Source organism: Euzebyella saccharophila (genome assembly GCF_014855495.1).
GTDB classification, from domain to species: domain Bacteria; phylum Bacteroidota; class Bacteroidia; order Flavobacteriales; family Flavobacteriaceae; genus Euzebyella; species Euzebyella saccharophila.
In genome coordinates this window covers 738,209-763,091 of the sequence record NZ_JACYFJ010000001.1, presented here as the reverse complement: position 1 = coordinate 763,091, position 24,883 = coordinate 738,209, and the positions used below count along the sequence as shown (strand labels likewise).

The following is a 24,883-nucleotide window of genomic DNA, read 5'->3' as shown; positions in this document are numbered from 1 at the left end:
ACCGAAGAGTCATTTCACTCAAAAATGGTGCTCATTTATTTTACTGTCAAGGTATCAGGAGATATAACCGTTATCCACAAAATAGTCTACTATGGCCTCTTTCATTAAGACGGTCTGCTCACCGGATTTTAACATGGGCAATTCTTCCTTTATAGTATAATGGGGCCACCCATCTTCATCAAAAAAATCAAACTCATAATAACCGTAAGGTTCTAAAAGTCGGCATATGGCAATATGCATCAATCCTAATTTCTCGTCTTTTTTAAACGTTCTATGGTATTGCCCTAACTCCTGTACCCCTACCAAATAAATAATGGTATCAAGTTCTAATGGGTCGCCATCGGAAAATTGGGCCGATAGTTTTTCGACTAAAACATCCCACCTTTCCTTTAAAACAAAATCTCTAGACACCTGCTTAAATGTATTAAAGCGTTTCTTTAATGAACAACAATTGACAAAGGTACAAATCAAAAACACTATTTTTGTTTTAATTCAACCAACATGGGTTTTCTTGATATTATTTTTGGGTTGTTACTGCTCTACGGGCTGTACAAGGGTTTTAAAAACGGACTCTTTATAGAACTTGCTTCTATTGTAGCCCTAGTTGCTGGTATTTTTGGTGCTATTCATTTCTCTTATTATGCTGGTGACTATTTATCCCAAAATATGAATTGGGATGAACGCTACATTAATATTGCCGCCTTTGTAATTACATTTATTGTCATAGTCATTGCCGTTCATTTGGCCGCTAAGCTTTTAACAAAAGTAGCAAGTGCCGCAATGCTTGGCCCACTTAACAGAATAGCTGGCGGTATCTTTGGAATCGTAAAGGTAGCTGTGATTTTGGGCGCCCTGTTGGTCTTCTTTGAAAGAATTAACGAAAGTACGGAACTGGTGGAGGATGAAAAGGTACAGCAGTCCGTTCTTTACGAGCCTATTAAAAAGATAGGGGCGTTTGTTTTTTCTAAAGTATTAAAGGCAAAACGTACGAATGAAAAGGAAGAAGAAAGGTCAAATGAGGAAATTGTCATCTAATAAACCCAACCTCTACCCTTTCGCTAAAACCCTCCCAATTTTGTAATCAAAGACTTACTTAAACCCTACATTGAACTGCATTTCATCGAAAAGAGCATTTATTAACATCCTGTGGTTATATTTTTTTGGATATTCGCCTTATCGATAATCCCCATCGATATTTAGAGAACATGAGAACACCCCCGGATCTCACCTACCCTTTATAAGGGAACACACCTACTTACAAATAGAACACTATATGAAAATGATAAGGCATTTTGGTGCCTTGGTTTTATTTGTATGTACATTGGCGTCTTGTTCAAAGGAGTCAGTTGAAACTACAAATATCATTGAGGCCGAGAACGTACCGGAGATTGAGAGTGAACTTTTAGAAGTAGTCAACCAACATAGGTTATCCCTTGGACGAAATTCACTTGAGTTCAGCTCCATTGCTTACAAAGAGGCAAATGACCACACGGATTATATGATGGCCGTTGGTTCTTTAAACCATGATAATTTTACTAAGAGGGCCTCTTCCATTTCTTCAGAAGTTAATGCGGAGTTTGTTGCCGAAAATGTGGCAAAAGATTACGTTAATGCCTCCCAAGCCTTTACCGGTTGGTTAAACAGCAATAACCACAAGGAAACGATGGAAGGAGAATTTACCCATACCGCGGTTAGCGTCAAAAAAAACCAAAACGGAGATTTGTATTTTACCCAAATATTTTTCAGATAAGTATTTTCCAGTCTTTTTATCATCGTAACTAATTAAGGTTACGGCTATGGTTTATTTTACTTTGGTTAACTTAGCTTTTTATTGCTTAAAAGTTGAGACCCCACCCCCAATGGGATCAGCTATTTGACTTAAGTATAAAGTTTAACCTATAAAAGTTAAGACTATGGCCATTAAAGCCCCCTTTAATCTTACCCAATGGATTAGTGAAAATCGCGATTCCTTAAAACCTCCCGTAGGCAACAAAAACCTTTATAAAGATGCGGGCGACTATATAGTAATGATCGTTGCAGGGCCCAATGCCCGAAAGGACTATCATTACAATGAAACCGAAGAGCTATTCTATCAATTGGAAGGTACTATTGAGGTTCATATTCAGGAAGAGGGAAGAAAAAAGACCATGCAACTAGGACCAGGGGACATGTATCTTCACCCCGCAAAAGTACCTCACTCACCCGTAAGACACGATGGGAGTATAGGTTTGGTCATTGAGAGAAAGCGTGACCACATGAATGTAGATGACGGGCTTCTCTGGTTTTGTGATAATTGCAACCACAAACTTTACGAAGCTTATTTTACGCTACATGATATAGAGAAAGACTTTTTGGCTCATTTTAAGCATTTCTATAACTCCAAAGACCTAAGAACTTGCAATAACTGTGGTACGGTCATGCCTGTTGACGAACGTTTCATTGCAAAAGATTAAGTTTTTACCGTCCTGAAATAGACTTGACTAGCAGGTCGTTCCCCAAGTATTTACCCAGCTTTCTAAAATGTCTAAATTTCAAAAATTCAAATATCTATCCGTATTCTTAATAGGAATATGTATATCCTTTGTTGTTTTTTACAACATGAATCAAAAGGCCCTCTTAAATAAGCAAGAGTCAGTAAACAATGCTATTTCCAGGTCCCTCATAAAAATTGAAGATGAAATCAACAAGATCAATCTTGTAATGGAATCCATGAATTTTTTCTTTGAAAACCATGATGAGGTTTCACAAGAACTTTTTGAAAGGTTTACGAACCCTTATTTAATGGAATTAAGAAATATTGGGGCATTGGAATGGGCCCCACGGATAGACACTGTTTCCAAAAATGGGACAATTAAAGATATACCGGACATTACCACAACGGACGCAGATGGTAATTTTATTAGAGTTGACTCAAAGAGCGTACATTATCCAATTGTTCTCTTAAATCCGTTAGAGCCTTTAAAAGACGCCTTAGGTTTTGACAACTATTCTGAAACAACGCGAAAAACGGCCATAGATCTGGCTATATCCTCCAATCAAACTACCATAACTGCTCCCATACAATTGGTTCAAAAGAACAATGGATTACCAGGTTTTCTAGCTATAAAAGCAGTTAAAAATCCTAAAACCAAAGAAACAAAGGGAATAGTTGCTGCCATATACCGCATGGATATCTTCATTAATCGAACTTTGAAAAATGAACTCCCTCTGATGCATATGGCGCTGACCGATCCCGCCGCTCAATCCTCTCCACTATTTTCAAATTTCATGGACAGTTCACAAACTATTGTAAATAAAAAATCAATAATTAAAAGTGTGAAAGCCTCTAACCGGGTCTGGAATGTTCATTTTTTACCGAAACGCGATTATTTTGACTACCCCCATGTACCGGAATCTTACATCATTTTATTATTGGGCGTTTTGACTACAGGACTAATTCTCTATACTATTAAGAAAAACGATGAATACCACGATCGTTTAGAGGCCCGGGTTCAAATAAGAACCAGTGAGTTGGAAGCCTCCAACAAAATGAAGGAAAATTTGTTACGTGAGATTCATCATAGGGTAAAAAACAATTTGCAGATTACTTCTAGCTTAATGAATATGCAAAAGCGAAAATTGGTAAGCAAGGAGGCAATTACGGCCCTATCCGATAGTCAGGCAAGAATATCCGCCATCGCCCTTACGCATCAAAAAATCTATCAGGACAAGGATTCCAAAGCGGTGAACCTTCATGACTATTTAATGGATTTAATGGAATATCAAAAAAAGATATCCCCTTCGTTCACCTACAAAATTGATTGCCCTTATGTTTCCGTAGACCTTGACCGAGCGGTACCTCTTGCCTTAATTATTTCGGAATTGGTTACCAATGCGGTAAAGCATGCTTACCCAGATACCACCAAATACAATGAACTTACCATAGATGTAAGTCGACTTGATAAAGAAAATGTCTTTCTAAGTATCCGTGACAATGGCAAAGGTCTCCCCGAAGGATTTGAACTTGAACAGGCAGAGGGTATTGGTTTTGAAATTATCCGCGCCCTATGCAGACAGATTACCGCAACCCTTACTTATGCCTCAACAGCAGAGGGCACCCAATTTGATTTGAAGTTCAAAAACCTTAGTTAGATTTTAAATCTAACTAAAATTGAATTTGGTTATCTTTAGGTATGATAGTCAAAATTCTCATAGGTCTAGTTGCCCTGCTCCATTTATATTTTATGTGGTTTGAAATGTTTGCCTGGACAACTAAAGGAAGGAAAATTTTTAAAGGGTTTTCCCCAGAATTATTTGAACCTACCAGACCTATGGCAGCCAACCAAGGTCTTTACAATGGTTTTTTGGCTGCAGGGCTCATTTGGACCTTTTTTATTACCGATGTTATTTGGCAAACGAATGTTTCTTTTTTCTTTCTATCCTGTGTTGCGGTGGCTGGGATTTTTGGAGCTATTACGGCGGATAAGAAAATTTTCTTTGTTCAAGCACTTCCGGCCCTACTTGGAATAATCCTTCTTCTTTTACGATTTTGAGAATCCTTTCTCATTTCAGCTAGAACGAAAAGTATTAAAATGTACAATCCATCAGCCAATAACGTATATTTGAATAAAATATAACATTACACCTGCAAATAGTTATAAAATTATGGATACAGTAATTTCCTTCGGCATTGAAAATGTTTTAAAAAAATTAAATATTGAACCCCATAATAGCGGTACTTCCACCGGTTCAAATTTCTTTGGAAATGGTAATGAAATTCTATCTAACAGCCCAGTAGATGGAAATTTGATTGCTAAAGTAAACACTACGACTAGGGAAGATTATGATAAAGTAGTTGACACGGCGTCACTTGCATTTAAAAAATGGAAGACCGTACCTGCTCCGCAGCGCGGGGAAATCGTGAGACAGTTTGGCAATAGGTTAAGGGAACTTAAGGAACCGTTGGGCAAACTGGTTTCTTATGAGATGGGAAAAAGTTATCAAGAGGGATTGGGAGAAGTACAGGAAATGATAGATATATGCGATTTTGCCGTAGGCTTATCCAGACAGCTGCATGGTCTTACCATGCATTCTGAGAGACCTGGCCATCGCATGTATGAACAATACCACCCCCTAGGTATTGTGGGTATTATTTCAGCCTTTAACTTTCCTGTTGCCGTTTGGGCCTGGAACACGGCCCTTGCTTGGGTTTGTGGTGATGTTTGTATTTGGAAGCCATCTGAAAAAACTCCCTTATGTGCCATTGCTTGTCAAAAAATTGCTGCAGATGTCTTCAAGGAAAATAACCTACCGGAGGGTATTTCATGTCTTGTAAACGGGGATTATAGCGTAGGTGCATATCTATCCAATGACAAAAGAATTCCCTTGGTATCTGCCACTGGTTCCATACGAATGGGAAAAATTGTAGCTCAAGCGGTTGCCTCCAGACTCGGGAAGTCCTTATTGGAACTAGGCGGAAACAACGCCATTATTGTTACTCCGGATGCCGATATAAAAATGACCATTATAGGAGCTATTTTTGGGGCGGTAGGTACTGCTGGCCAACGTTGCACCAGCACAAGAAGGCTTATTATCCACGAAAAAATATATGATCAAATAAAAAATGCCCTAAAAGATGCTTACTCCCAATTAAAAATTGGAAACCCTTTGGATGAATCTAACCACGTAGGTCCACTAATTGATACCGAAGCGGTAGAAAATTACAAGAGAGCATTGCTTCAAGTAGTCGAGGAAGGAGGGAACCTATTGGTGGAAGGTGGGGAGCTTACCGGAGCTGGATTTGAAAGTGGTTGCTATGTGAAACCTGCCATTGCGGAAGCGGAACCTACATTTGAAATTGTTCAACATGAAACTTTTGCTCCCATTCTTTATCTTTTAAAGTATAAAGGTCCGGTAGAAAATGCCATTGAAATTCAAAATAACGTAGTACAGGGCCTTTCCTCTGCCATTATGACGAATAATCTTAGGGAGGCAGAGCGATTTTTGTCCGCAGAAGGAAGTGATTGCGGTATAGCGAACGTAAATATTGGAACCTCGGGAGCTGAAATTGGTGGGGCCTTTGGCGGAGAAAAAGAAACAGGAGGAGGACGCGAAAGTGGTTCGGATGCCTGGAAAGTATATATGAGAAGACAGACCAATACCATCAATTACACCACAGAGCTACCTTTGGCGCAAGGAATAAAGTTTGATTTATAAAGAGTAAAACCCGCCTATTTTCTTCCTTGCCCTTCCCCCGAACAGACAAGAATTAATAAAACGGGTTTTTAAACTAAACTAACTCAAACAACTCTGCTTCTTACAAAGCAGATTTCCAATACTATAAAACCAACATGTTTAAAAATATGTTGGTTATTTTATTTATATGAATCGTTCTTCTACCGTATTCAAAGTATTGAAATCGCCTTTTAATCTTACCCAGTTTTCAAGAATCTTATCAGTCATTTTTAAAAGGGATGATAAATATAGAAAAGCGAAACCTATGAATCCACATTATTTGTATGAATGGTAAATAATCATGTATCAATGTCAAAGATCATAAAATAAGTGTTCCAAAAAACTGTATAAATGGTAATTACCACTTGGCATTTCATCGATCAGCGGTAGCTTTTATCGGTTATAGCACGACTCTAAAGCCAGACAAAATTAAGAACCTAGTATAATTAACAGTATATAACCCACTATTTATGAAGAATTAAGAGCGAAATTTTAACAGGTGTTGTGGATTTTTTTAATACATTGTAGATGAAACACTTAACATTGTACAACCATGACTAGAACAACAACCAACCTGCTTGGAATTGTCATTACCATTTTAGCGGGTATTTACTTCTACATGACCTGCTGTAGCAGTTGCTTTCAGGAAGCAAAGGCAGCCGAACCAGAGCAGGTCAGTACACCACCTCCAATGATACAGCAACCTACAAACAATCCCTTGATACTATCGGATGGAGATTTAAATTATAAAACGGAAGACAACTTTAATTTCAAGCTTTCCTCCAACGAATTCATTCAACCTCTTTCCAACAACGTGGCAACGGGCATTTCTTCAAATTTGAGCAGTTATTTAGCTGAACATGAAAACAAAGTGGTGAACCTAGTGGGCTATTACAAGAGCGAAGAGGAAAACAAAACTGCTTTTCCCAACCTTGGAGTGGCCAGAGCCAACTCGGTTAAAAATTACCTAATATCCCAAAATATTCCATCGTCAAAAATCAATATTGGTGGAGAACTTAAGGATGATATGTTGCCAGATGGTGATACTCTAATGGGTCCCATAGATTTTAACCTTGACGAAATAGCAGAAAATGCGCAGGAGGAAATTAACGCGCTCTACCAAAAAATTAAAGATAACCCGTTAATCCTGTATTTTAACACAGCTGAAGCTTCTATTGACCTCAATACGGAACAAAGACAAAAAGTAGCGGATATAACGCGTTACTTAGACAAGGTACCGGATGCACTTTGCGAAATAACGGGGTATACAGATAGTAAAGGCTCCAACGACACTAATATTCGATTAGGCCAAGAAAGGGCAGATTTTGCCAAGTCTTATTTGGTTAGCAATGGTATCTCTGAAAATAAAATTACCACGGCTTCAAAGGGCAAAGCTAACCCAATAGCCACAAATGAGACGGAAGAAGGGCGAGCAAAGAATAGAAGAACCGTAATATCTATTAAATAATCAACCTTAAATCTTTAAAAAATGAACTTTGAAAACATGAACATTTGGTGTTGGATAATCCCACTACTTGTGGGACTTCTTTGTGCTCTTTTTGGATATCTTCTTGGAAAAGGCAAAAGTGAAACTGTTGTAGACCACTCTGCAGAATTAAAACAATGCAGGGAAACAAATGCCAAGCTGCAGGCAGATTTGGCTGCCTGCACCAAGAAACTCTCCGAAAAACCAGTTTCCATTCCCCAACCAACCCCTAGCAGCACTTCCAATATTACTAGCTCTTTTGGAGCTACTGCCGAAGTAGAGGCTGCACCCGTGCCTATACCTTTTGATGCCGCTGCGGCGAAGGCAGTATTCGGTAAAAATATTAAACAAGATGACCTAAAGGTCATTGAAGGGATTGGGCCAAAAATTGAAGGCCTCTTTAAAGGTGCCGATATAGCTACTTGGAAAGCCCTTTCCGAGACTTCCGTTGCCAGTTGTAAAGAAGTGTTGGCCACCGGCGGAGAACGTTATAGAATACATGATCCCTCTTCCTGGCATATGCAAGCCAAAATGTGCTATGAAGGTAAATGGGCAGAGTTGGCCAAATGGCAAGACGAACACGATCATGGTCGATTATAATTTAACAAGGCATAAAAAAACCGGCTTCTTCCAAAGCCGGTTTTTTAAATTGTGGTCATCACTACAGCATACCGTTGGCCTCAACCCAACTGAATTTGTATTGATCTTCAGGGAACTTCATCCTCTCGGCTATCCTTTCTAGACGCGCCGGAAGTTTGATTAAATAATCCCTGGCTTTTTCCGCCTCATCAGATAAGCTTCTTACGTTTTCAAGCTCCCAATACTTATTCAATTTCCTTAAGATATCTACATAATCTTGAGCTGTATACACCCCTAGCCTTTGTGCACAATTGGAAAAATTCTCAAAAGCTTCCCCGATCATACCACCAGACTCCCTTAAAAAATGGGCGGGCATTACAATTTTCTTTTTCATCATATCGGCGAATGCCAACATCATACCAGAAGGATCTTCTCCAAAAATGGTCTTTACAAATTCTCTATATGCCAGGTGGTGCCTCATTTCATCCCCGGCAATTATCGTACACATTTTACCTAAAAGGACATTGCCCTTTTTTCTCGCCATTTGGCCTACTCTTTTGTGCGAAATGTTGGTAGCCAATTCTTGAAATGACGTATATACAAAGTTTTTATAGGGATCCCTATCGGTACCAATATCAAAACCATCAGATATTAAATGCTGGGTGGTAATTTCAATTTCCCTCATATTTACCCTACCGGAAAGGTAAAGGTATTTGTTCAAGACATCTCCATGACGATTTTCTTCTGCGGTCCATGCACGAACCCATTTTGCCCAACCGTTTCTTTTATTCTCGCCATGCTGATCAATACCCTCAACATCCATTAACCAAGATTCATAGGTAGGCAAGGCTTCTTCGGTAATGGTATCTGCCACCATGGTGACCCAAAAATCATATCCTAATTCCTTGGATTCTCCCCTTAATTCCCTTACGGCTTCCAAAAAATTATCACTTTCAGAATCCGGTAAAAAGTCACTAGGTTGCCAAATTTTTTCTACTGGAAGCAGAAAAGAATCCATAAACCCTTCAACCTGAGGCTCTATAGCCTGCATCACTTCTAATCTTATATTCTTTTCCGGCATGTTATGCTTTTTTACAAATTTCGTCAATAATTTAGTCAATTTGCAGAAATAGGAAAGCTATTTTTAATTTCTTCCTTGCTCATCTGGATACAATGTTTCAACAGGATCACTTTGCCAAACCTCTTTGGTATCTACATCCAGCATGGAAAGTGGCCCTTTAAAGGCGGCACCCGTATCTACATTCCATACATTAGCCGCCACTTTTGGCTCTGCTAAACCTGTTTTTGTTATAGGGGTATGACCAATAAAAATTTCTTTGTAATGGGTTAGTCTCTTTGGGTAGCGGTTATCCTCAGGGCTTAAATCCGGATTTAGCGAACAGGCCAGTTCCCACAGTGTACGGTCCCAGTAGAATGTCTGCTCAAAATATTCAAACTCTATTCCTTTTAAATTGGTAAAACCGGCATGAAGGTAAAGCCTACCTTCCGTATCAAGGTGATAATTCTTTAAGGAATCATAAAACTGAAGATGGTCTGCAATGGTTTTTTGATCGGCCTTGTCATAGGAAGCCCTAGTCGCGGTTCCCCCATGTTGAAGCCAAATTGGATTGTGTTTTTTATAAAGCAACCAATCCTGCGCCAAGACATCATGGTTACCTCTAATGAAAATACAGTTATGCGTCTTTTTTAGTTCGATCAAAAATGAAACAGTTTCAACCGCAGTGCTCCATCCATCTACATAATCGCCTAAAAATATGAGTTGATCTTCTTTTGTAACTTTTGCCCGATCCAAAAGTTGTTCCAATCCTCGCAACCCAGAATGAATATCACCTATTGCTAATGTTCTCATTGGGCAAAAATCGCAATTATACCTATGATAGCAAGGACAAACACCACCAAAAAGAAAATTTTCCCAAAAGAATAGGGTCTTGTGCCGCTCAAGGCCCCCGTTTGCCCATTTATAAAAAACCGGTATTCCTTTCCATTATAAGTGTAAGAGCAAATAAATACTGGTAAAAGCACGTGTTTAAATTTTTCATCACTGAGTTTGATATCCGCGTGATGAATTCTTTGGGTATCGCCTCCAATATCCCTGCGTATCCAAGTATAGGCAATATCCTTTGCTTTTTGAAAAGACAGATGATGACCCTCTTTTAAAGATACCGTATATTTTTCCGTGACGAAGCCACTTAGATATTTAGAGTTGAACGGAACCAGTTCCTTTAAGTTCCATGAAGCAATTTTAGCAGGTATATCTCTTCTCTTTTTTTCTGATGCATTGATCAAAATATCATCTACGAAACCATTAACCCTCCCGGTTGCCTGGGACCAACGCGTTTTCCTCACTTGTTTATTCTTATAGCCTTGCTTGGTACGTACACGTTTGGTTTCATAATAATAATCACCCCTTTGCCCTTGATATTGGGCAAATAAATTGGCGTCAAAGGTCCAAAAAGGTAAATATAGTCCGTGAAGTCCTTCTGGATCCAGTGCGGCCCTTTTCAATTTATTGGGAGCAAACCAAATACCATTTACCCAGTTTTTAAAAATAGTTTTGGCCTTTTGGTCGTCCAATTTAAAGGGGATTAAGGCCCCGGGCAAAATCCACCCCTCTTTTTCTTCATCCTCCTTAATAAGCGGTTCACTGCAATATACACACTTCAAGGATTTGTAATTATCCTCTACATGTTGGTTTGCACCACAATTTTTACAATGTAACAGGCTAATGGTATCCGTATATGCATTTTGACCTACCGCTTGCAAGTAGTGTTGTAGCTCTAATTCTTCAAAACTACTTTTGGCCTGTTCTATAAATTCCTCGTAGCCACAGTACTCACATTTTAATTGATGCGAACCTGGTTTAAATTTTAATTCTGCACCACAATTGGCACATGATTTTTTATGTTCAGACTTTTGGGATTCTTCCATAAAAACAATTGGTTTTCAAAATCAATATCCCTAAGCCGTAGGTAGTGGCGGCGGGGTATTTCCTCCTAAAAACGACTTTAATTCAGCTACATCTTTAAGTGCAGACCAATCCCCCATTCCCTGTTTCCAAACCAACGTATCCCTATTAATAGTCCTACTAGCAAAAAGCTCCCGTAACCTTTCTACGCCTACTGGACCGTTCTGCAGACCATTTACCGCATAATAATATAGTATCTGTGAGGGCATTGGAGGTGGAACTACCGAAGGTTGCGATTGAGATGCCAAATTTTGATTGGACTGAGGATTCATCATTTGACCCATTTGTTGCGCCAGTACAAAGCCCATACCCATGCCCATTCCGGCACCGGCGGTACCGCCTTCATTTTTGGCAGCAGCTTCCATTGCCTTGGCAGCCTTAAATTGTGACAATTTTGCCATGTCCAGCTTGTCTAACCTACTATATTCAAATATTTCCTTTTTAAGGTCTTCTGGCATAGAGACGTTCTCAATGTAGAACTTTTCCAATTCAATACCCACCCTGTCAAACTCCGGCTGCATTACTTCTTGACATGTCTGTGAAAGCTCGGTGGTATTGGCGGCATAGAGCTCAATGGGCAAATTGGCCTCGCCAACGGTATCCGTAAATCGGGTGACTATCAAACTCTTTAAGTGTTCGTTTACCTCATAGCTCGTAAAGTTTCCGTCTGTACCCACCACATCTACCACAAACTTACCGGGATCACTAATCTTAAAACTATAGGTTCCATAAGCCCTAATTTCAACCAGGCCAAACCGATCATCACTTAGCATTATTGGGTTCTTTGTTCCCCACTTTTCATCCGTAAAAAGGCGGGTATTCACAAAATAGACCTCTGCCTTAAAAGGGCTGTCAAATCCATATTTCCATCCTTTAAGCGTAGTTAGAATGGGAAGGTTTTTTGTGTTTAAAGTATAAGTTCCAGGCGAAAAGACATCTGCCAGTTGTCCCTCATTGACAAATACCGCGGTTTGCCCTTCCCTAACAATTAATTTAGCATTGTTCTTTATTTCATTTTGATAACGTTCAAAACGATGAACAATGGTATCATTTGAAGAATCGAGCCATTCAACTATATCAATAAATTCCTGACTTAGCTTTTTCTTTATTTCATTGAATATGTCCATTTTTTTTCCTATTTAAATTTTTAAAAAGGTAGGAATTTATCAGTTGAGGTCAAAGCGTTGAATTTAACCAAGATTTTAAAAAGGGAAAGTCGCACATTTATTTGGGAGTAATTTGGTTTTGTGATTAATTTACACCCCTAACTCACATTCTATGAAAACCATTTACTGCATTGGAGAACTACTCATTGATTTTGTTGCCGAAAAGCAAGGCAATGACCTTTCCAAGGCTGATGAGTTTACCAAAAAAGCTGGTGGCGCACCGGCCAATGTAGCTTGCGCCATATCCAAACTTGGTGGAAATAGTAGGTTTGTAGGATGCGTGGGGAGAGACCCTTTTGGAACCTTTCTTTTAAATATACTTGAAGAAAACAAGGTTGATATCTCTTTGGCTCAACGATCAAAGCACTTTACAACGTTAGCCTTTGTTTCCTTAGCTGAAGACGGTGAGCGGGATTTTGTTTTTAGCAGAGGGGCAGACAAAAAATTGACGTATGACTCTGGTGTCAAAAACGGTTTTAATGGAAATATGGTACACTTTGGTGCTGCCACAGCTCTACTTGGCGGTAAATTAGAGGATGCTTATAACAGGTATTTTTTTGATGCCCTTACCAAAGAATCCTTTATAAGTTTTGACCCAAATTTTAGGGGAGACCTTTGGAAAGGGGAAGAAGAAATCTTTGTAAAAAAATGCAGAAGTTTCATTGAAAAATCGCATCTGTGCAAATTTAGCATGGAGGAGGCCCAACTATTATCGGGAGAGGATGATATTGAAAAGGCCTGTGACCTTATGCATGATTTGGGCGCTCAAATCATTACGGTAACCTTGGGCGGGGAAGGAACATTGATAAGTACTCCAAACTTGAAAACAACCGTTCCCAGTATCCACGTAAAGCCGGTGGACACTACAGGTGCGGGCGATGCCTTTATTGGCTGTTTATTATACCAAATCTCAACTCTAAGCAAACCGGAAGTCATTCTAGAAAATTCCGATCAATTATTGGATATGATCAAAAAAGCTAACGTAGCTGGAGCGGTTACTACCACTAATTATGGTGCAATTCCATCATTACCGACCCTTGACGAAGTAGAAAACAGGCTTTCTTAGTTATATTTTACCTTTCTTAAAATACGCAAAACTTCTTTTAAAGATTGATAAATAGTTCTATCATATTGTTTTAAAAGAGGCCTAGCTTCTTCCAAGCGTTCCTTGGCCTCTTCAAATCCATTTAAATAACTAATAAGATAGGTATCAGGAAGGTGGACCAAATCTGCCTTTTCGGATTTGTTCAAAGCAATATTACCATCCAACTTACGCAGCAGTGCATTGTTGGCATTGAAAATATGATAAAGCGTTTTTCGATCATACTTAGGAGGATCAAAGAGCAAATCACCAGTAATTTGATAGGTTCCATTATCATTAAAATTAATGACCACCTTTTCTAAGGGATAGTAACCTTGTTTGGAGCCCAAACCTAGTTGTACGTATTCTATGGTGGTAAAGGAATCATCGTTGTAGTCTATGGATACCTCATCTAAAGCGGAGTAAAAAAGTTTTACTTGTTCATTGATGAGCTCAATATCCACTCTAGAATAATAGGCTTGTCCATTCACCTTTTTCATATTCCCGGCCCAACAGACTACAAACTGTTCCTTAAAGACCTTATATTCACTTTCTAAATCCTTGTGCCTGTGATTCAAGAAATCCACAACACCATCAAGTGTAAGTTCTATATTGTTTCTAGCATGCTGCTCTATGGTTGCAACTACTTCGGAATTTATATCCTTTAAAACCACATCAAAGGCCTTGGGCATGCTTATACTTCCTTCCCTAAAAAATACCATTCCCCCGTAATACTTCCAGATGTTTTTACGAAGTGAACATACTTTCCCCATTGATTTAATGGTGACCAATCCAACAACCTTCCCTTCGGGCAAATGCGGAAAAGGAATATTCTCATAAGATATTAAAGGTGGATTGACCAAGTAGGCATTCACTAGGTTTTGAATCTTGCTATCGTCAAAAAAATCGACCCCAATAATTTTGTTATCCTCATCCTCAACCCCAATTACGATATATGAATTATTGGATGGGTTGCTATTGGCCAGCGCACAAACATGCTTTAAAAACTTGGCCTTCCCCTCTTTTTGACCTATATCTATAAAACGCTTCTTATCATAAAAACTATTCTCATCATTATGTGCGAGAAGGTTTTTAACAAGTAAACGCTTATTGATCATAGAAGAGAGAATCTCCTATGAAGATATAAATGAAGTTACAGACTTTTGCTTCTTTAACCTGTTTTTTAGAATTATTTCAGGATATTTTAAACTTGCGTATCCAAACATCCGGTTTTCTCACTAATCATCTTTATTAAAGACAGTTGCAGAAGCCTGTGCGGTGGGAGTAATGACTAAATCTGCAATGTTTACATGTGAAGGTCTGGTTACTACGAATAGGAGTGTTTCGGCAATATCCTCCGCAACCAAAGGGTCAAAACCCATATAAACAGCATCCGCTTTGGCATCATCGCCCTTAAACCGAACATTACTAAACTCCGTTTCCACTGCACCGGGATTTACCGCACCTACCTTGATCCCAAATGGGTTAAGATCAATTCTCATTCCAGTAGTCAAGGCATCCACCGCATGCTTACTTGCGCAATACACATTTCCTTTGGGATATACTTCTTTTCCAGCGGTTGACCCAATATTGATTATGTGACCGGATGTACGTTCGGTCATTTGGGGAATAATCGCTTTGGATACATATAGCAAACCTTTTACATTGATGTCCATCATAGCGTCCCAATCTTCTTCGATACCTTCTTGAATAGGGTCTAGACCATGGGCATTTCCAGCATTGTTGATAAGTACATCAATCTTGGAAAATTCTTTGGGGAGACCTGCAATAGCGTTCTTAACGGCTTCCTTTTCCCTAACATCAAAATTCAAAATATGAACCTGTGTCTTTTTGCCCAATTCAAGCTGCAAGGCTTCTAACCGGTCTTGGCGCCTACCACATAGTACAAGTCTAAATCCTTTAACCGCAAAAAGGATGGCAGTTGCACGGCCAATTCCACTTGTAGCTCCTGTAATCAATACTGTTTTGTTCTCCATTTTTTGTTTTTAAGGGACTTCTTGTCCATTTGCTGCCTCCAATAATAAAAACCAGTCCTGCAATTCCAAATTTATTTCGGTAGCCCCAAGAGCCAATGCCAAGCGGGATAAGGTTGCGGTACCTACAACAGGGCTCACATTGGCCGGATGTTTTAATACCCAAGCTAAAAGTAGTTGGTCTTCCGTGGCGTTGTATTTTTTGGTAAAATCGGCAAGACACTTTTTTATTCTCAAGGTAACATCGGTACTTTTCTTGAAATAACTGCCCAAAGGGCTCCAAGACATGGCCATTCTACTGTTGGCTTTACAATCATCCAAAGAGCCATCTAACAGCGCACCGTTTTGGGTTAGGGAAAACTCAATTTGATTGGCTTCCACGGCAACAGCCGTTTCCAACATTGCAATCTGCCCAGGATTAAAATTGGATACCCCAAACTGCATGATCTTGCCTTGTGTTTTTAGTTGCGCTACCGCAGCGGCAACCTCCTCAGGCTCCAACAACGGACTTGGTCTGTGGAGCAACAGCAAGTCTAAATACTCCGTTTGTAATTTTCCCAATGACCTTTCCACGCTCCAAATAATATATTCCTTGGAGTACTCATAATGCTTCACCTTGTTTTTACGGGAGCCGCTCATTTGTATACCGCACTTACTAATTAATTGTAACTGCGTTCTAGCAATACCACTTATGGCCAAGGCCTTTCCAAATTGCTCCTCATTGGTATAGTCCCCATAAATATCGGCGTGATCAAATGTAGTGATTCCCAGTTCAAAACAGTGGTTCAACACCGCATTCATCCCTTGGGTAGAAAATTGCTTGCCCCAACTTCCCCAAGTCATGGTTCCGGCAATAATTTTAGAATAAAAAATGTTATTTTGCATGGGCTGTTAAATTAAAAACAAATCACTTAAAAACTTCACAAAAATAGGGGTTTACAAGATTTTTTAACCAATTGTTAACAGCTAAGCAATGAATAAATTTTCAATTTGCACACTATTCAAAAAACAACCGACCCCAAACCGTAATTTTTAGCTTTATATGGAAGAAAATACTACTGTTGATATTAGTGCGGTAAACGAAAAGATAGCTCAAGAAAGTGCTTTTATCGATTTGCTAATATTAGAGATGAACAAGGTCATAGTAGGCCAAAAACATATGGTGGAGCGCTTATTGATCGGTCTCTTGGGACAGGGTCATATTCTTTTGGAAGGTGTACCGGGTCTGGCAAAAACGTTGGCCATCAATACGTTATCCAAAGCAGTAAAAGGAAGTTTCAGTAGAATACAGTTTACTCCAGATTTGTTGCCTGCAGACGTGGTGGGAACACTAATCTACAACATGAAGGAGAATGACTTCTCCATAAAAAAGGGACCTATTTTCGCGAATTTCGTTCTCGCGGACGAAATTAACCGTGCACCGGCCAAGGTACAATCTGCCTTATTGGAGGCCATGCAGGAAAAACAGGTAACCATTGGCGATGAAACTTTTGTGCTTGACAAGCCATTTTTGGTTATGGCCACTCAAAACCCAGTGGAACAGGAAGGTACCTACCCTTTACCGGAAGCCCAGGTAGACCGTTTTATGCTTAAAACCGTGATCGATTACCCTAAAATGAACGAGGAGCAATTGATCATGCGCCAAAATTTATTGGGTGCTTATGAAACGGTGAAACCTGTGGTAACCCTTAAGCAAATTCTTAGTGCACAACAGGCCGTAAAAGAGGTCTATATGGACGAAAAAATCGAAAAATACATTCTCGATTTAATTTTTGCCACCAGATATCCAGAAAAGTATAATCTTGAAAGCTTAAAACCACTGATCAGTTTTGGAGCTTCACCAAGGGGAAGTATCAATTTGGGCAATGCTGCCAAATGTTTTGCATTTATTAAACGCAGGGGCTACGTAGTTCCTGAAGACGTTAGGGCCGTTGTTCATGATGTACTAAGACATAGAATTGGAATTACTTACGAAGCCGAAGCTGAAAATATCACTTCAGAAGAAATCATCAATAGGATCGTAAACGAGATTGAGGTTCCCTAAAAAACCGAATTTCCCGCCTACCGGATGAACAAACTCGGCATAAAACAAATTACGGCCGAGCATTGTAAGCTTAGCTTTTGACCAGAACATGAATACCAAAGAGCTCCTAAAGAAAGTACGAAAGATCGAGATAAAGACCAGACGTCTTTCCGATCATATCTTTGGTGGGGAATACCACTCCACTTTTAAAGGGCGCGGTATGACCTTTAGCGAAGTAAGGCAGTACCAATTTGGTGATGACGTAAGAAATATAGATTGGAACGTTACCGCCCGTTATAATGAACCATATGTAAAGGTTTTTGAGGAAGAACGGGAACTTACCATGATGCTCTTGGTAGATGTAAGCGGTTCTGAAATGTTTGGTACTACCAACCAATTTAAAAAAGAAATAATTACGGAAATAAGTGCCACTTTGGCCTTTTCCGCATTGCAGAACAATGATAAAGCCGGTCTAATTTTGTTTTCTGATGAAGTAGAACTTTTTATTCCTCCAAAAAAGGGGAAGAGCCATGTTTTAAGAATCATCAGGGAATTACTTGAATTTAAGCCTAAAAGTAACCGTACCAATCTGGCAGAGGCTCTAAAGTTTTTGAGTAGTGTGATGAAAAAGAAGGCAATAGTTTTTGTGCTTTCTGATTTTATTGCCGAAGATTATGAGAAAACTTTGAAAATCTCCGGAAACAAACACGACCTTACGGGAATTCGTGTTTTTGACCATCGGGAAGAGGAAATTCCCAATCTGGGAATGGTACAGGTACAGGATGCCGAAACAGGAAAATTCCAGTTGGTAAATACCCAATCCAAAAGTGTTAGGAAAGCCTATGGCAATTATTACCGCCAGCGGGTCACTTATTTTAACGATACCTTTAAAAAATCCGGTTGCGGAGTTATTAGTTGTAGGGTAGATGAGAGTTATGTTAAAAAATTATTGGGTTACTTTAAGCGTAGAGGTTAATGCAGGATCTTAATATAAACATACTATTACCCCTATACTACACGGCTAAGCGAGCGCTTTTATCGGTTGGCTGTATTTTGTTAGTTGCCATTGGTTCATATGCGCAACAAGCCCCCAAAGTAAGTTCTACCCTAGATACGACCACCATTAAAATTGGCGAGCAAATCAACTTTACGGTAATCGTTGAAACAGATACCATTTCCACTGTCGTATTTCCGGATGGTCAAACATTTTCCCCTCTGGAAACTGTAGAGGCCTTTGCTACGGATACCACAAGAAAGGAAGACCGCATGACCTTACAAAAGAGGTATGCACTAACCCAGTTTGATTCTGGCCTTTACAAAGTTCCCGCCCAACGCATAGAAATAGACGGACAAGGTTATTTTACAGATTCTACCCAAGTAAGAGTGGCCGATGTTGCCGTGGACACCCTTGCCCAAAAGATGTACGACATTAAACCTTTAATGGAAGTTGAAAAAAGCCATGCGGATTTCTGGAAGTGGCTTTTGTTGGTTCTGGTTATTCTGGGTGTTTTAGGGGGACTTGTTTATTGGTTCTTTATTAGAAAAAAACCGCTTACTGAAGAGGAAAAAGAAGCCTTACTTCCTCCATATGACAGGGCTTTATTGGAGCTAAAAAAACTTGAAAACTCCAGATACCTAATACAAGACGAATACAAGGAATACTATTCAGAGCTAACCAATATTGTACGTTCCTATTTGGAGGAAGACGCCCACGTGACAGCATTGGAAAGCACTACAGATGAGCTTATCGCCAAACTGGAAATGCTCAAGGACGCTGGGGAGCTAAAACTGGACAATGACACTCTCAACCAGTTTAGACGAATTCTACAAACAGCGGATTTGGTGAAGTTCGCGAAATCCAAACCGGAAACTTCTGTTGCAGAACAAGATAGAAAGGCCATAGAAGAAATTGTCATCAAGACACACGATGCCCTTCCGGAACCTACGGAAGAGGAACTTCTGGAACAAGCGGAATACCAAGAAGAATTGGAGCGAAAAAAGCAGAAAAAGAGAATTGCCATCGCAGGTTATTCTGCAATAGGACTATTGCTATTGACCATTGGGGCCTCCATTGCCTACTTTGGTTTTACCAACGTAAAGGATACCGTTTTGGGCCATCCTACCAAAAAATTATTGGAAGGCGAATGGGTTGCCAGCACCTATGGCTACCCTCCGGTAAGCTTGGAAAGTCCTAAAATATTAAGAAGGCAGGAAACAGAACTAACACCGGACATGAAGGCCAGTGTACAGGAACTTCAGATTTTCATGTATAGAGATCCTGATGCCCTTTTTACCGTTGGCACCACATCCACTGTTCTTGTTGGAGAAGAAGAACCCAATTTTGAGGCATCCATAGAAGCCTTCATACAAAACTTAGAGGATAAAGGTGCTAAAAACATCATTACAAAACAGGAAGAATTTACCACCTTGACAGGCGTTAAGGGCATAAAGGTGTATGGTAGCGGAAAATTTCCGGTACCGGAAGAAAAGGATTTAGTACAAGGAGAATACAGCATTATACTTTTTGGCGGCAAGGGTTTCCAGCAACAGGTAATTCTTACTTGGTTGGAAAATGATGCCTATGCACAACAAATTGTAGATAGGATTTTAAGTACGCTCGAAGTAAAAACTGAGATTTAATGCTAGAGAATATATCATTTGCAAACCCAGAACTGTTTTGGTTGCTATTATTGCTACCCTTGGCAGTGCTATGGTATTTCTACAAACGCAAGGAGCAACAGGCTTCATTAAAGCTTCCTACCATTAAGGGCTTTACCTCTACTGGGCTCTTGCCCAGATTAAGACCACTGCTATTTATATTAAGGTTATTGGCTTTGGCTGCTATTATTGTTGCTATGGCAAGACCGCAAACAGAAGACATCTCTACCCGCACCAAAACCACCAAAGGTATCGATATTGTTATGGCCATTGATGTGTCTTCCAGTATGCTTGCAAGAGATTTGAAGCCCAATAGACTATCTGCCCTAAAAGAGGTTGCTGCAAAATTTATCAGGGAAAGACCCAATGATCGGATTGGGCTTGTTGCCTATGCGGGTGAAGCCTATACCAAAACACCCATTACCAGCGACAAGTCAATAGTTCTGAGCTCGCTAAGGGAGATAACCTACGGCCAACTAAACGATGGTACCGCTATTGGAATGGGTTTGGCAACTTCAGTTAATAGATTGAAGGAAAGCAAGGCTTCTAGCAAAGTGATTATATTACTCACGGATGGGGTCAACAATTCTGGATTTATTGAACCTCAAACAGCTGCGGATTTGGCCACTGAATTTGGTATTAAAACATACACCATTGGCCTGGGCACTAATGGCAACGCCTTAACACCCATTGCTTATAACGCAGATGGTTCCTATAGGTACGGAATGCGTCAAGTAGAAATTGATGAGGAGCTCTTAAAAGATATTGCAACTGTTACGGGCGGTCAATATTTTAGAGCTACGGACAACGAAAAGCTAGAGGCCATCTATGATGAGATCAATAAGCTTGAAAAAACAGAAATAGAAGAGTTTAAATATTATAAATACGAGGAGAAATTTAGACCTTGGGTACTTTTGGCAGGAGGTTTGCTACTATTGGAATGGATATTAAGAAATACTCTTTTCAGGAGTTTTATTTAATTTTTGGACAGTTAGGAACATGATTCAGTTTGACGAGAAAATATATTTCTATTTGCTAGGTATCATACCGGTACTGGTAGTCCTGTTCGTCCTATTGCAACTATGGAAAAAGCGAACTCAAAAAAAGTTTGCAGATTTTCACCTCCTAAAAAGACTTACCCCAACTCGTTCCCGATATAAATCCGGACTTAAATTGTTCATTTTCTGTTTGGGTATTGCCTTTTTGACCCTGGGATTGGTAAATCCAAAAATTGGAACAAAACTGGAAACCGTAAAACGGGAAGGGGTAGACATTGTATTTGCTGTGGATGTTTCCAAAAGTATGTTGGCAGAAGATATTGCACCCAACCGTTTGGAAAAAGCCAAGCGATTGGTTTCGGAAATTATCAATCAATTGGCCAGTGACCGCATTGGGATTATTGCCTATGCCGGGCAAGCTTTTCCACAACTACCAATAACTACGGATTATGGGGCTGCCAAAATGTTCCTGCAAAGTATGAATACGGATATGCTCACCTCGCAGGGTACAGCTATCAATGAGGCCATAGAATTGGCCACTACTTACTACAATGATACAGAGCAGACCAATAGGGTTTTGTTTATTATATCAGATGGAGAGGACCATTCCGAGGGTGCCGTACAGGATGCGGTTGAAAACGCGAGGGAAGAAGGAATTCGCATTTTCACCATTGGTGTGGGAAAAACAAAGGGAGCACCAATCCCTATTAAAAGAAACGGTGTTGTAGAAAGCTTAAAAAAGGATTCTCAGGGAGAGGTGGTCATTACCCGCTTAAACGAAGAGGTTCTTACGGAAATCGCCAGTGAAGGTGATGGTGAATACATTGATGGATCCAATACGGAAGATGCGGTAGAATTTATAAAGGAACAGTTATTACAAATGGATAAAAAGGAATTTGAGGCCAAGCAGTTTGCAGAATTCAAAGACCAATTTCAATGGTTTTTGGCCCTAGGCCTATTATTTCTATTTTTAGACATATTCGTATTGGACAAGAAGACCAAATGGTTGAAAAAGTTGAATTTGTTTAACGAAAAGACCGAAGAGTAATGAAAAAGTATTTTTTCATCCTTATCATTTTCTCAAATCTTTGCTTTGCACAAGAGGACGCAAATAAAGAAAATGAGCGCAATCTTAGGGAATCTAAAAATTACACTTGGGACGGTAACAAATTACTTTCCGAAGATAAATTTGTAGATGCCGAAGTAGATTATAGAAGGGCTATTGCCAAAAGTGAACAAAACCCTGCCGCCCCTTACAATCTGGGCAATGCCTATTACAATAAGGAAACCTTTAGTGAGGCTTTTGGTCGTTTTAAACAAGCTGGAGAATTTGCTACGACCAAAGCGGACAAGCACAGAGCGTATCATAATATGGGAAACGTCTTTATGAAGCGTAAAGAATATGAAAAAGCGGTGGAAGCTTATAAAGAGGCCCTAAGGAACAATCCAACGGATGACGAAACGCGCTACAATTTGGCTTTGGCGAAGGAAATGTTGAAAAAGCAACAGGAAGAAAACGAACAAAACCAAGATAACCAAGACCAACAACAGGACAAGGACGATCAAAAGGATCAAGAACAAAACAAGGACCAAGGAGACAATCAAGAGGAGAACCAGGATCAAGATCAAGAGAACAAGGGGGATGAGGGAGATGAAGGTGACCAGAATGACCAACAGAAAGACGAAAACAAGGAAGGAGACGGTGAGGATAAGCAGGAGCAAAATAAAAAGCCTGAAGACGGCAATCAACAGGAGCAACCTCAGCAGCAGCAACCCAGACCTAATCAATTAAGCAAGCAACAGGTTCAAAACTTGTTGGAAGCTATGCAAAACGAAGAGAAAAAGGTTCAGGAAAAAATAGACGCCCAAAAAGTTCAAGGGGTAAAGGTTAAAAACGAAAAGGATTGGTAGATGTCTGTGGTATTTAAAAATATCTTGGCTTTCTTTTTGACCGCTTTAGTGAGTTTGGGTACTTATGCCCAAGACAATGAAGCCGTTACTTTTGAAATGAAACTGAGTAAGGAAAAACTTGGTCTCAATGAACGTCTTAGGGTAGATTTTACCATGAACAAAGACGGTGATAATTTTGTACCTCCTAACTTTGAAGGATTTAGGGTGCTCATGGGGCCCTCTCAGTCCATAAGTTCCTCTTGGATAAATGGAGTTCGAAGTTATTCCAAAACGTATTCCTATACGCTTGCGCCAACTGCTAGGGGTGCTTTTACCATTCAACAAGCGTCTATCGTAATTGAGGGAAAAACCTATAAATCGGTACCTAAAAAAGTTGAAGTCACAGCGGCTGTAGACAAACCTAGCGATCAAATGACCGTAGATGATGTAGCGGATGAGAGTCTGCACTTGGTTGCGGAGGTGTCTAAAGCGAGTCCGTACCTTAATGAAGCCCTTAGTGTAGTTTACAAATTGTATGTGGCGCCTTCCATTAGTGTTTCTAATTATCAACCGTTGGACAACCCCAAATACAATAACTTTTGGAGTCAAGATATACCGGTCAGGAGACTATCCGCAGAAAACGGTACCTACAAAGGAAAGCCCTATAGGTATGTGGTACTAAAACGGGTGGTTCTATATCCCCAAAAATCAGGAAAACTGGAAATTGAGCCACTTTCTCTTGATGTTACCGTTGATGTACCCACCAACAAGCGTGATTTTTTTGGCGGTAGAATTTATTCCCAAACAAATAAAACGGTATCTGCCGGAAGAAGGACCATCAATGTAAAAGCACTTCCGGAACAAGGCAAGCCGGTAAATTTCAGTGGTGCCGTGGGCAACTTTGATTTTTCCGTTACTACCAACAAAACAGCTTTAAACGCATCAGAATCCTTACAAGCAATCGTGGAGGTAAGCGGAAAGGGAAATTTGAAACTATTCCAATTACCGGAACCAAATTTACCTAGCTCTCTAGAGGTTTACGACCCGGAGTTCAATGAAGATGTGCGAACCACTTTATCGGGATCTCAAGGTAAGGTAAGTAACCATTATACCATTGTACCTTCATTTAAGGGAAAATATCCAGTTCCCAGTATTTCCTTTAGTTATTTTGATCCTAATACGGAGAGCTATAAGACAATAAATTCAGATGAAATTGTAATTAATGTAAAGGAGGGCCCCTTAAATGCAGCCGCTTCCAACGCTACTACCAACTCTTCTAACAAACAGGTGGTCACTACCGGAGACCAATTTAATTTCATTAAACTGAACCCAAATTTAACGGCCATTGGCTCCAACTACTTTTTTGGGTCTACATGCTTTTATCTTTGGTTACTATTACCCCTGTTATTAATTCCCGCCGCAATAGCCTTTAGTAAAAAACGAGAGGCCATAGCCGGAGATGTAGTGGGCAACAGAATAAGACGTGCAAATAAATTAGCGAGAAAATATCTATCCAAAGCAAGAAAGGAATTAGGTCAAAAAGAGGCATTTTATGTAGCCTTGGAAAAGGCTCTTCACAATTATTTAAAAGCTAAACTAAAGATTGAAACATCGGAATTCAGCAAAGAAAAAATTGCGACGTTGCTTTCAGAAAAGAATGTTGATGAAGAGACTATAGAGAGTTTTATTTCCTTGCTAAAAAATTGCGAAATGGCAAGGTACAGTCCATTTTCAAATGTGCAAATGCAACAGGACTACGATAAGGCAAGTGAAGTAATTTCCCTATTGGACAAGCAATTGTAAGGAGAA

General features: G+C 39.7%; 24 protein-coding genes. 16 read left to right on the top strand and 8 right to left on the bottom strand.

What is annotated here, in order from left to right; translation table 11 throughout:
• Positions 1-54 precede the first annotated feature (54 nt).
• On the bottom strand, positions 55-411 hold the full coding sequence (locus tag IL355_RS03155; RefSeq protein ID WP_192460736.1) for a hypothetical protein: 357 nt from the start codon (positions 409-411) through the stop codon (positions 55-57).
• A 90-nt stretch (positions 412-501) separates the two neighbouring features.
• On the opposite strand from IL355_RS03155, the gene IL355_RS03150 reads away from it, so the two are divergent.
• The 8 genes from IL355_RS03150 to IL355_RS03115 all read left to right on the top strand — a co-directional run bounded on the left by IL355_RS03150 (position 502) and on the right by IL355_RS03115 (position 8,299).
• Positions 502-1,035: a CvpA family protein gene (locus IL355_RS03150; protein WP_192460735.1), complete on the top strand. Its 534-nt coding sequence runs from the start codon at positions 502-504 to the stop codon at positions 1,033-1,035.
• Between the two features lie 238 nt (positions 1,036-1,273).
• Complete coding sequence (locus IL355_RS03145) at positions 1,274-1,750, top strand: CAP domain-containing protein (RefSeq protein WP_192460734.1); 477 nt, start codon at positions 1,274-1,276, stop codon at positions 1,748-1,750.
• Positions 1,751-1,913: 163 nt separating this feature from the next.
• Positions 1,914-2,453, top strand: a complete 540-nt coding sequence (locus tag IL355_RS03140) for a 3-hydroxyanthranilate 3,4-dioxygenase (RefSeq protein ID WP_192460733.1) — start codon at positions 1,914-1,916, stop codon at positions 2,451-2,453.
• A gap of 145 nt (positions 2,454-2,598) precedes the next feature.
• Positions 2,599-4,131: a CHASE domain-containing protein gene (locus tag IL355_RS03135; RefSeq protein ID WP_192460732.1), complete on the top strand. Its 1,533-nt coding sequence runs from the start codon at positions 2,599-2,601 to the stop codon at positions 4,129-4,131.
• Between the two features lie 41 nt (positions 4,132-4,172).
• A complete protein-coding gene (locus tag IL355_RS03130) occupies positions 4,173-4,532 on the top strand; it encodes a DUF1304 domain-containing protein (protein ID WP_192460731.1) in 360 nt (119 codons plus the stop codon).
• Positions 4,533-4,644: 112 nt separating this feature from the next.
• Positions 4,645-6,195: an L-piperidine-6-carboxylate dehydrogenase gene (amaB, locus tag IL355_RS03125; RefSeq protein WP_192460730.1), complete on the top strand. Its 1,551-nt coding sequence runs from the start codon at positions 4,645-4,647 to the stop codon at positions 6,193-6,195.
• A gap of 571 nt (positions 6,196-6,766) precedes the next feature.
• The gene (locus tag IL355_RS03120; protein WP_192460729.1) at positions 6,767-7,681 is read left to right on the top strand and encodes an OmpA family protein; all 915 of its coding nucleotides are present in this window, start codon (positions 6,767-6,769) and stop codon (positions 7,679-7,681) included.
• Between the two features lie 21 nt (positions 7,682-7,702).
• Entirely contained in the window at positions 7,703-8,299 is a 597-nt protein-coding gene (locus tag IL355_RS03115) for a hypothetical protein (RefSeq protein ID WP_192460728.1), read from the top strand.
• 61 nt (positions 8,300-8,360) lie between these two features.
• Here the strand turns inward: IL355_RS03115 and IL355_RS03110 are convergent, their stop codons facing one another.
• From IL355_RS03110 to IL355_RS03095, 4 genes are all read right to left on the bottom strand, one after another.
• Positions 8,361-9,359: an acyl-ACP desaturase gene (locus IL355_RS03110; protein WP_187456711.1), complete on the bottom strand. Its 999-nt coding sequence runs from the start codon at positions 9,357-9,359 to the stop codon at positions 8,361-8,363.
• Between the two features lie 63 nt (positions 9,360-9,422).
• Complete coding sequence (locus IL355_RS03105) at positions 9,423-10,148, bottom strand: metallophosphoesterase (RefSeq protein WP_192460727.1); 726 nt, start codon at positions 10,146-10,148, stop codon at positions 9,423-9,425.
• On the bottom strand, positions 10,145-11,227 hold the full coding sequence (locus IL355_RS03100) for a DNA helicase PriA (RefSeq protein ID WP_192460726.1): 1,083 nt from the start codon (positions 11,225-11,227) through the stop codon (positions 10,145-10,147). Before IL355_RS03100 ends, IL355_RS03105 begins: the two co-directional genes overlap by 4 nt.
• A gap of 30 nt (positions 11,228-11,257) precedes the next feature.
• Positions 11,258-12,391 (bottom strand): SPFH domain-containing protein, encoded by a 1,134-nt coding sequence (locus IL355_RS03095; protein ID WP_192460725.1) that lies wholly within the window; start codon positions 12,389-12,391, stop codon positions 11,258-11,260.
• A 151-nt stretch (positions 12,392-12,542) separates the two neighbouring features.
• On the opposite strand from IL355_RS03095, the gene IL355_RS03090 reads away from it, so the two are divergent.
• On the top strand, positions 12,543-13,496 hold the full coding sequence (locus IL355_RS03090; RefSeq protein WP_192460724.1) for a carbohydrate kinase family protein: 954 nt from the start codon (positions 12,543-12,545) through the stop codon (positions 13,494-13,496).
• Here the strand turns inward: IL355_RS03090 and IL355_RS03085 are convergent.
• The 3 genes from IL355_RS03085 to IL355_RS03075 all read right to left on the bottom strand — a co-directional run bounded on the left by IL355_RS03085 (position 13,493) and on the right by IL355_RS03075 (position 16,390).
• Positions 13,493-14,629, bottom strand: a complete 1,137-nt coding sequence (locus IL355_RS03085) for an ATP-binding protein (RefSeq protein WP_192460723.1) — start codon at positions 14,627-14,629, stop codon at positions 13,493-13,495. The genes IL355_RS03090 and IL355_RS03085 overlap by 4 nt on opposite strands.
• Before the next feature lie 120 nt (positions 14,630-14,749).
• A complete protein-coding gene (locus tag IL355_RS03080; protein WP_192460722.1) occupies positions 14,750-15,508 on the bottom strand; it encodes an SDR family NAD(P)-dependent oxidoreductase in 759 nt (252 codons plus the stop codon).
• A gap of 9 nt (positions 15,509-15,517) precedes the next feature.
• Complete coding sequence (locus tag IL355_RS03075) at positions 15,518-16,390, bottom strand: aldo/keto reductase (RefSeq protein ID WP_192460721.1); 873 nt, start codon at positions 16,388-16,390, stop codon at positions 15,518-15,520.
• A gap of 157 nt (positions 16,391-16,547) precedes the next feature.
• On the opposite strand from IL355_RS03075, the gene IL355_RS03070 reads away from it, so the two are divergent.
• The 7 genes from IL355_RS03070 to IL355_RS03040 all read left to right on the top strand — a co-directional run bounded on the left by IL355_RS03070 (position 16,548) and on the right by IL355_RS03040 (position 24,877).
• Positions 16,548-17,549 carry an AAA family ATPase gene (locus tag IL355_RS03070; RefSeq protein WP_187456719.1) on the top strand — a complete coding sequence of 334 codons (1,002 nt, stop codon included), beginning with the start codon at positions 16,548-16,550 and terminating at the stop codon, positions 17,547-17,549.
• A gap of 88 nt (positions 17,550-17,637) precedes the next feature.
• On the top strand, positions 17,638-18,504 hold the full coding sequence (locus tag IL355_RS03065; protein WP_192460720.1) for a DUF58 domain-containing protein: 867 nt from the start codon (positions 17,638-17,640) through the stop codon (positions 18,502-18,504).
• Positions 18,504-20,168, top strand: a complete 1,665-nt coding sequence (locus tag IL355_RS03060) for a hypothetical protein (RefSeq protein ID WP_225621095.1) — start codon at positions 18,504-18,506, stop codon at positions 20,166-20,168. The genes IL355_RS03065 and IL355_RS03060 overlap by 1 nt, the downstream gene beginning before the upstream one ends.
• Entirely contained in the window at positions 20,168-21,166 is a 999-nt protein-coding gene (locus IL355_RS03055) for a vWA domain-containing protein (RefSeq protein WP_192460719.1), read from the top strand. Before IL355_RS03060 ends, IL355_RS03055 begins: the two co-directional genes overlap by 1 nt.
• A gap of 19 nt (positions 21,167-21,185) precedes the next feature.
• Entirely contained in the window at positions 21,186-22,232 is a 1,047-nt protein-coding gene (locus IL355_RS03050; RefSeq protein WP_192460718.1) for a VWA domain-containing protein, read from the top strand.
• Positions 22,232-23,095 (top strand): tetratricopeptide repeat protein, encoded by an 864-nt coding sequence (locus IL355_RS03045; RefSeq protein ID WP_192460717.1) that lies wholly within the window; start codon positions 22,232-22,234, stop codon positions 23,093-23,095. Before IL355_RS03050 ends, IL355_RS03045 begins: the two co-directional genes overlap by 1 nt.
• On the top strand, positions 23,096-24,877 hold the full coding sequence (locus IL355_RS03040) for a BatD family protein (RefSeq protein ID WP_192460716.1): 1,782 nt from the start codon (positions 23,096-23,098) through the stop codon (positions 24,875-24,877).
• Positions 24,878-24,883: the final 6 nt, after the last annotated feature.

Coding starts and splice junctions, on each gene's coding strand:
- IL355_RS03150 (WP_192460735.1), top strand. CDS start 502: ATGGGTTTTCTTGATATTATTTTTGGGTTGTTACTGCTCTACGGGCTG.
- IL355_RS03145 (WP_192460734.1), top strand. CDS start 1,274: ATGAAAATGATAAGGCATTTTGGTGCCTTGGTTTTATTTGTATGTACA.
- IL355_RS03140 (WP_192460733.1), top strand. CDS start 1,914: ATGGCCATTAAAGCCCCCTTTAATCTTACCCAATGGATTAGTGAAAAT.
- IL355_RS03135 (WP_192460732.1), top strand. CDS start 2,599: ATGAATCAAAAGGCCCTCTTAAATAAGCAAGAGTCAGTAAACAATGCT.
- IL355_RS03130 (WP_192460731.1), top strand. CDS start 4,173: ATGATAGTCAAAATTCTCATAGGTCTAGTTGCCCTGCTCCATTTATAT.
- amaB (WP_192460730.1), top strand. CDS start 4,645: ATGGATACAGTAATTTCCTTCGGCATTGAAAATGTTTTAAAAAAATTA.
- IL355_RS03120 (WP_192460729.1), top strand. CDS start 6,767: ATGACTAGAACAACAACCAACCTGCTTGGAATTGTCATTACCATTTTA.
- IL355_RS03115 (WP_192460728.1), top strand. CDS start 7,703: ATGAACTTTGAAAACATGAACATTTGGTGTTGGATAATCCCACTACTT.
- IL355_RS03110 (WP_187456711.1), bottom strand. CDS start 9,359: ATGCCGGAAAAGAATATAAGATTAGAAGTGATGCAGGCTATAGAGCCT.
- IL355_RS03105 (WP_192460727.1), bottom strand. CDS start 10,148: ATGAGAACATTAGCAATAGGTGATATTCATTCTGGGTTGCGAGGATTG.
- IL355_RS03100 (WP_192460726.1), bottom strand. CDS start 11,227: ATGGAAGAATCCCAAAAGTCTGAACATAAAAAATCATGTGCCAATTGT.
- IL355_RS03095 (WP_192460725.1), bottom strand. CDS start 12,391: ATGGACATATTCAATGAAATAAAGAAAAAGCTAAGTCAGGAATTTATT.
- IL355_RS03090 (WP_192460724.1), top strand. CDS start 12,543: ATGAAAACCATTTACTGCATTGGAGAACTACTCATTGATTTTGTTGCC.
- IL355_RS03085 (WP_192460723.1), bottom strand. CDS start 14,629: ATGATCAATAAGCGTTTACTTGTTAAAAACCTTCTCGCACATAATGAT.
- IL355_RS03080 (WP_192460722.1), bottom strand. CDS start 15,508: ATGGAGAACAAAACAGTATTGATTACAGGAGCTACAAGTGGAATTGGC.
- IL355_RS03075 (WP_192460721.1), bottom strand. CDS start 16,390: ATGCAAAATAACATTTTTTATTCTAAAATTATTGCCGGAACCATGACT.
- IL355_RS03070 (WP_187456719.1), top strand. CDS start 16,548: ATGGAAGAAAATACTACTGTTGATATTAGTGCGGTAAACGAAAAGATA.
- IL355_RS03065 (WP_192460720.1), top strand. CDS start 17,638: ATGAATACCAAAGAGCTCCTAAAGAAAGTACGAAAGATCGAGATAAAG.
- IL355_RS03060 (WP_225621095.1), top strand. CDS start 18,504: ATGCAGGATCTTAATATAAACATACTATTACCCCTATACTACACGGCT.
- IL355_RS03055 (WP_192460719.1), top strand. CDS start 20,168: ATGCTAGAGAATATATCATTTGCAAACCCAGAACTGTTTTGGTTGCTA.
- IL355_RS03050 (WP_192460718.1), top strand. CDS start 21,186: ATGATTCAGTTTGACGAGAAAATATATTTCTATTTGCTAGGTATCATA.
- IL355_RS03045 (WP_192460717.1), top strand. CDS start 22,232: ATGAAAAAGTATTTTTTCATCCTTATCATTTTCTCAAATCTTTGCTTT.
- IL355_RS03040 (WP_192460716.1), top strand. CDS start 23,096: ATGTCTGTGGTATTTAAAAATATCTTGGCTTTCTTTTTGACCGCTTTA.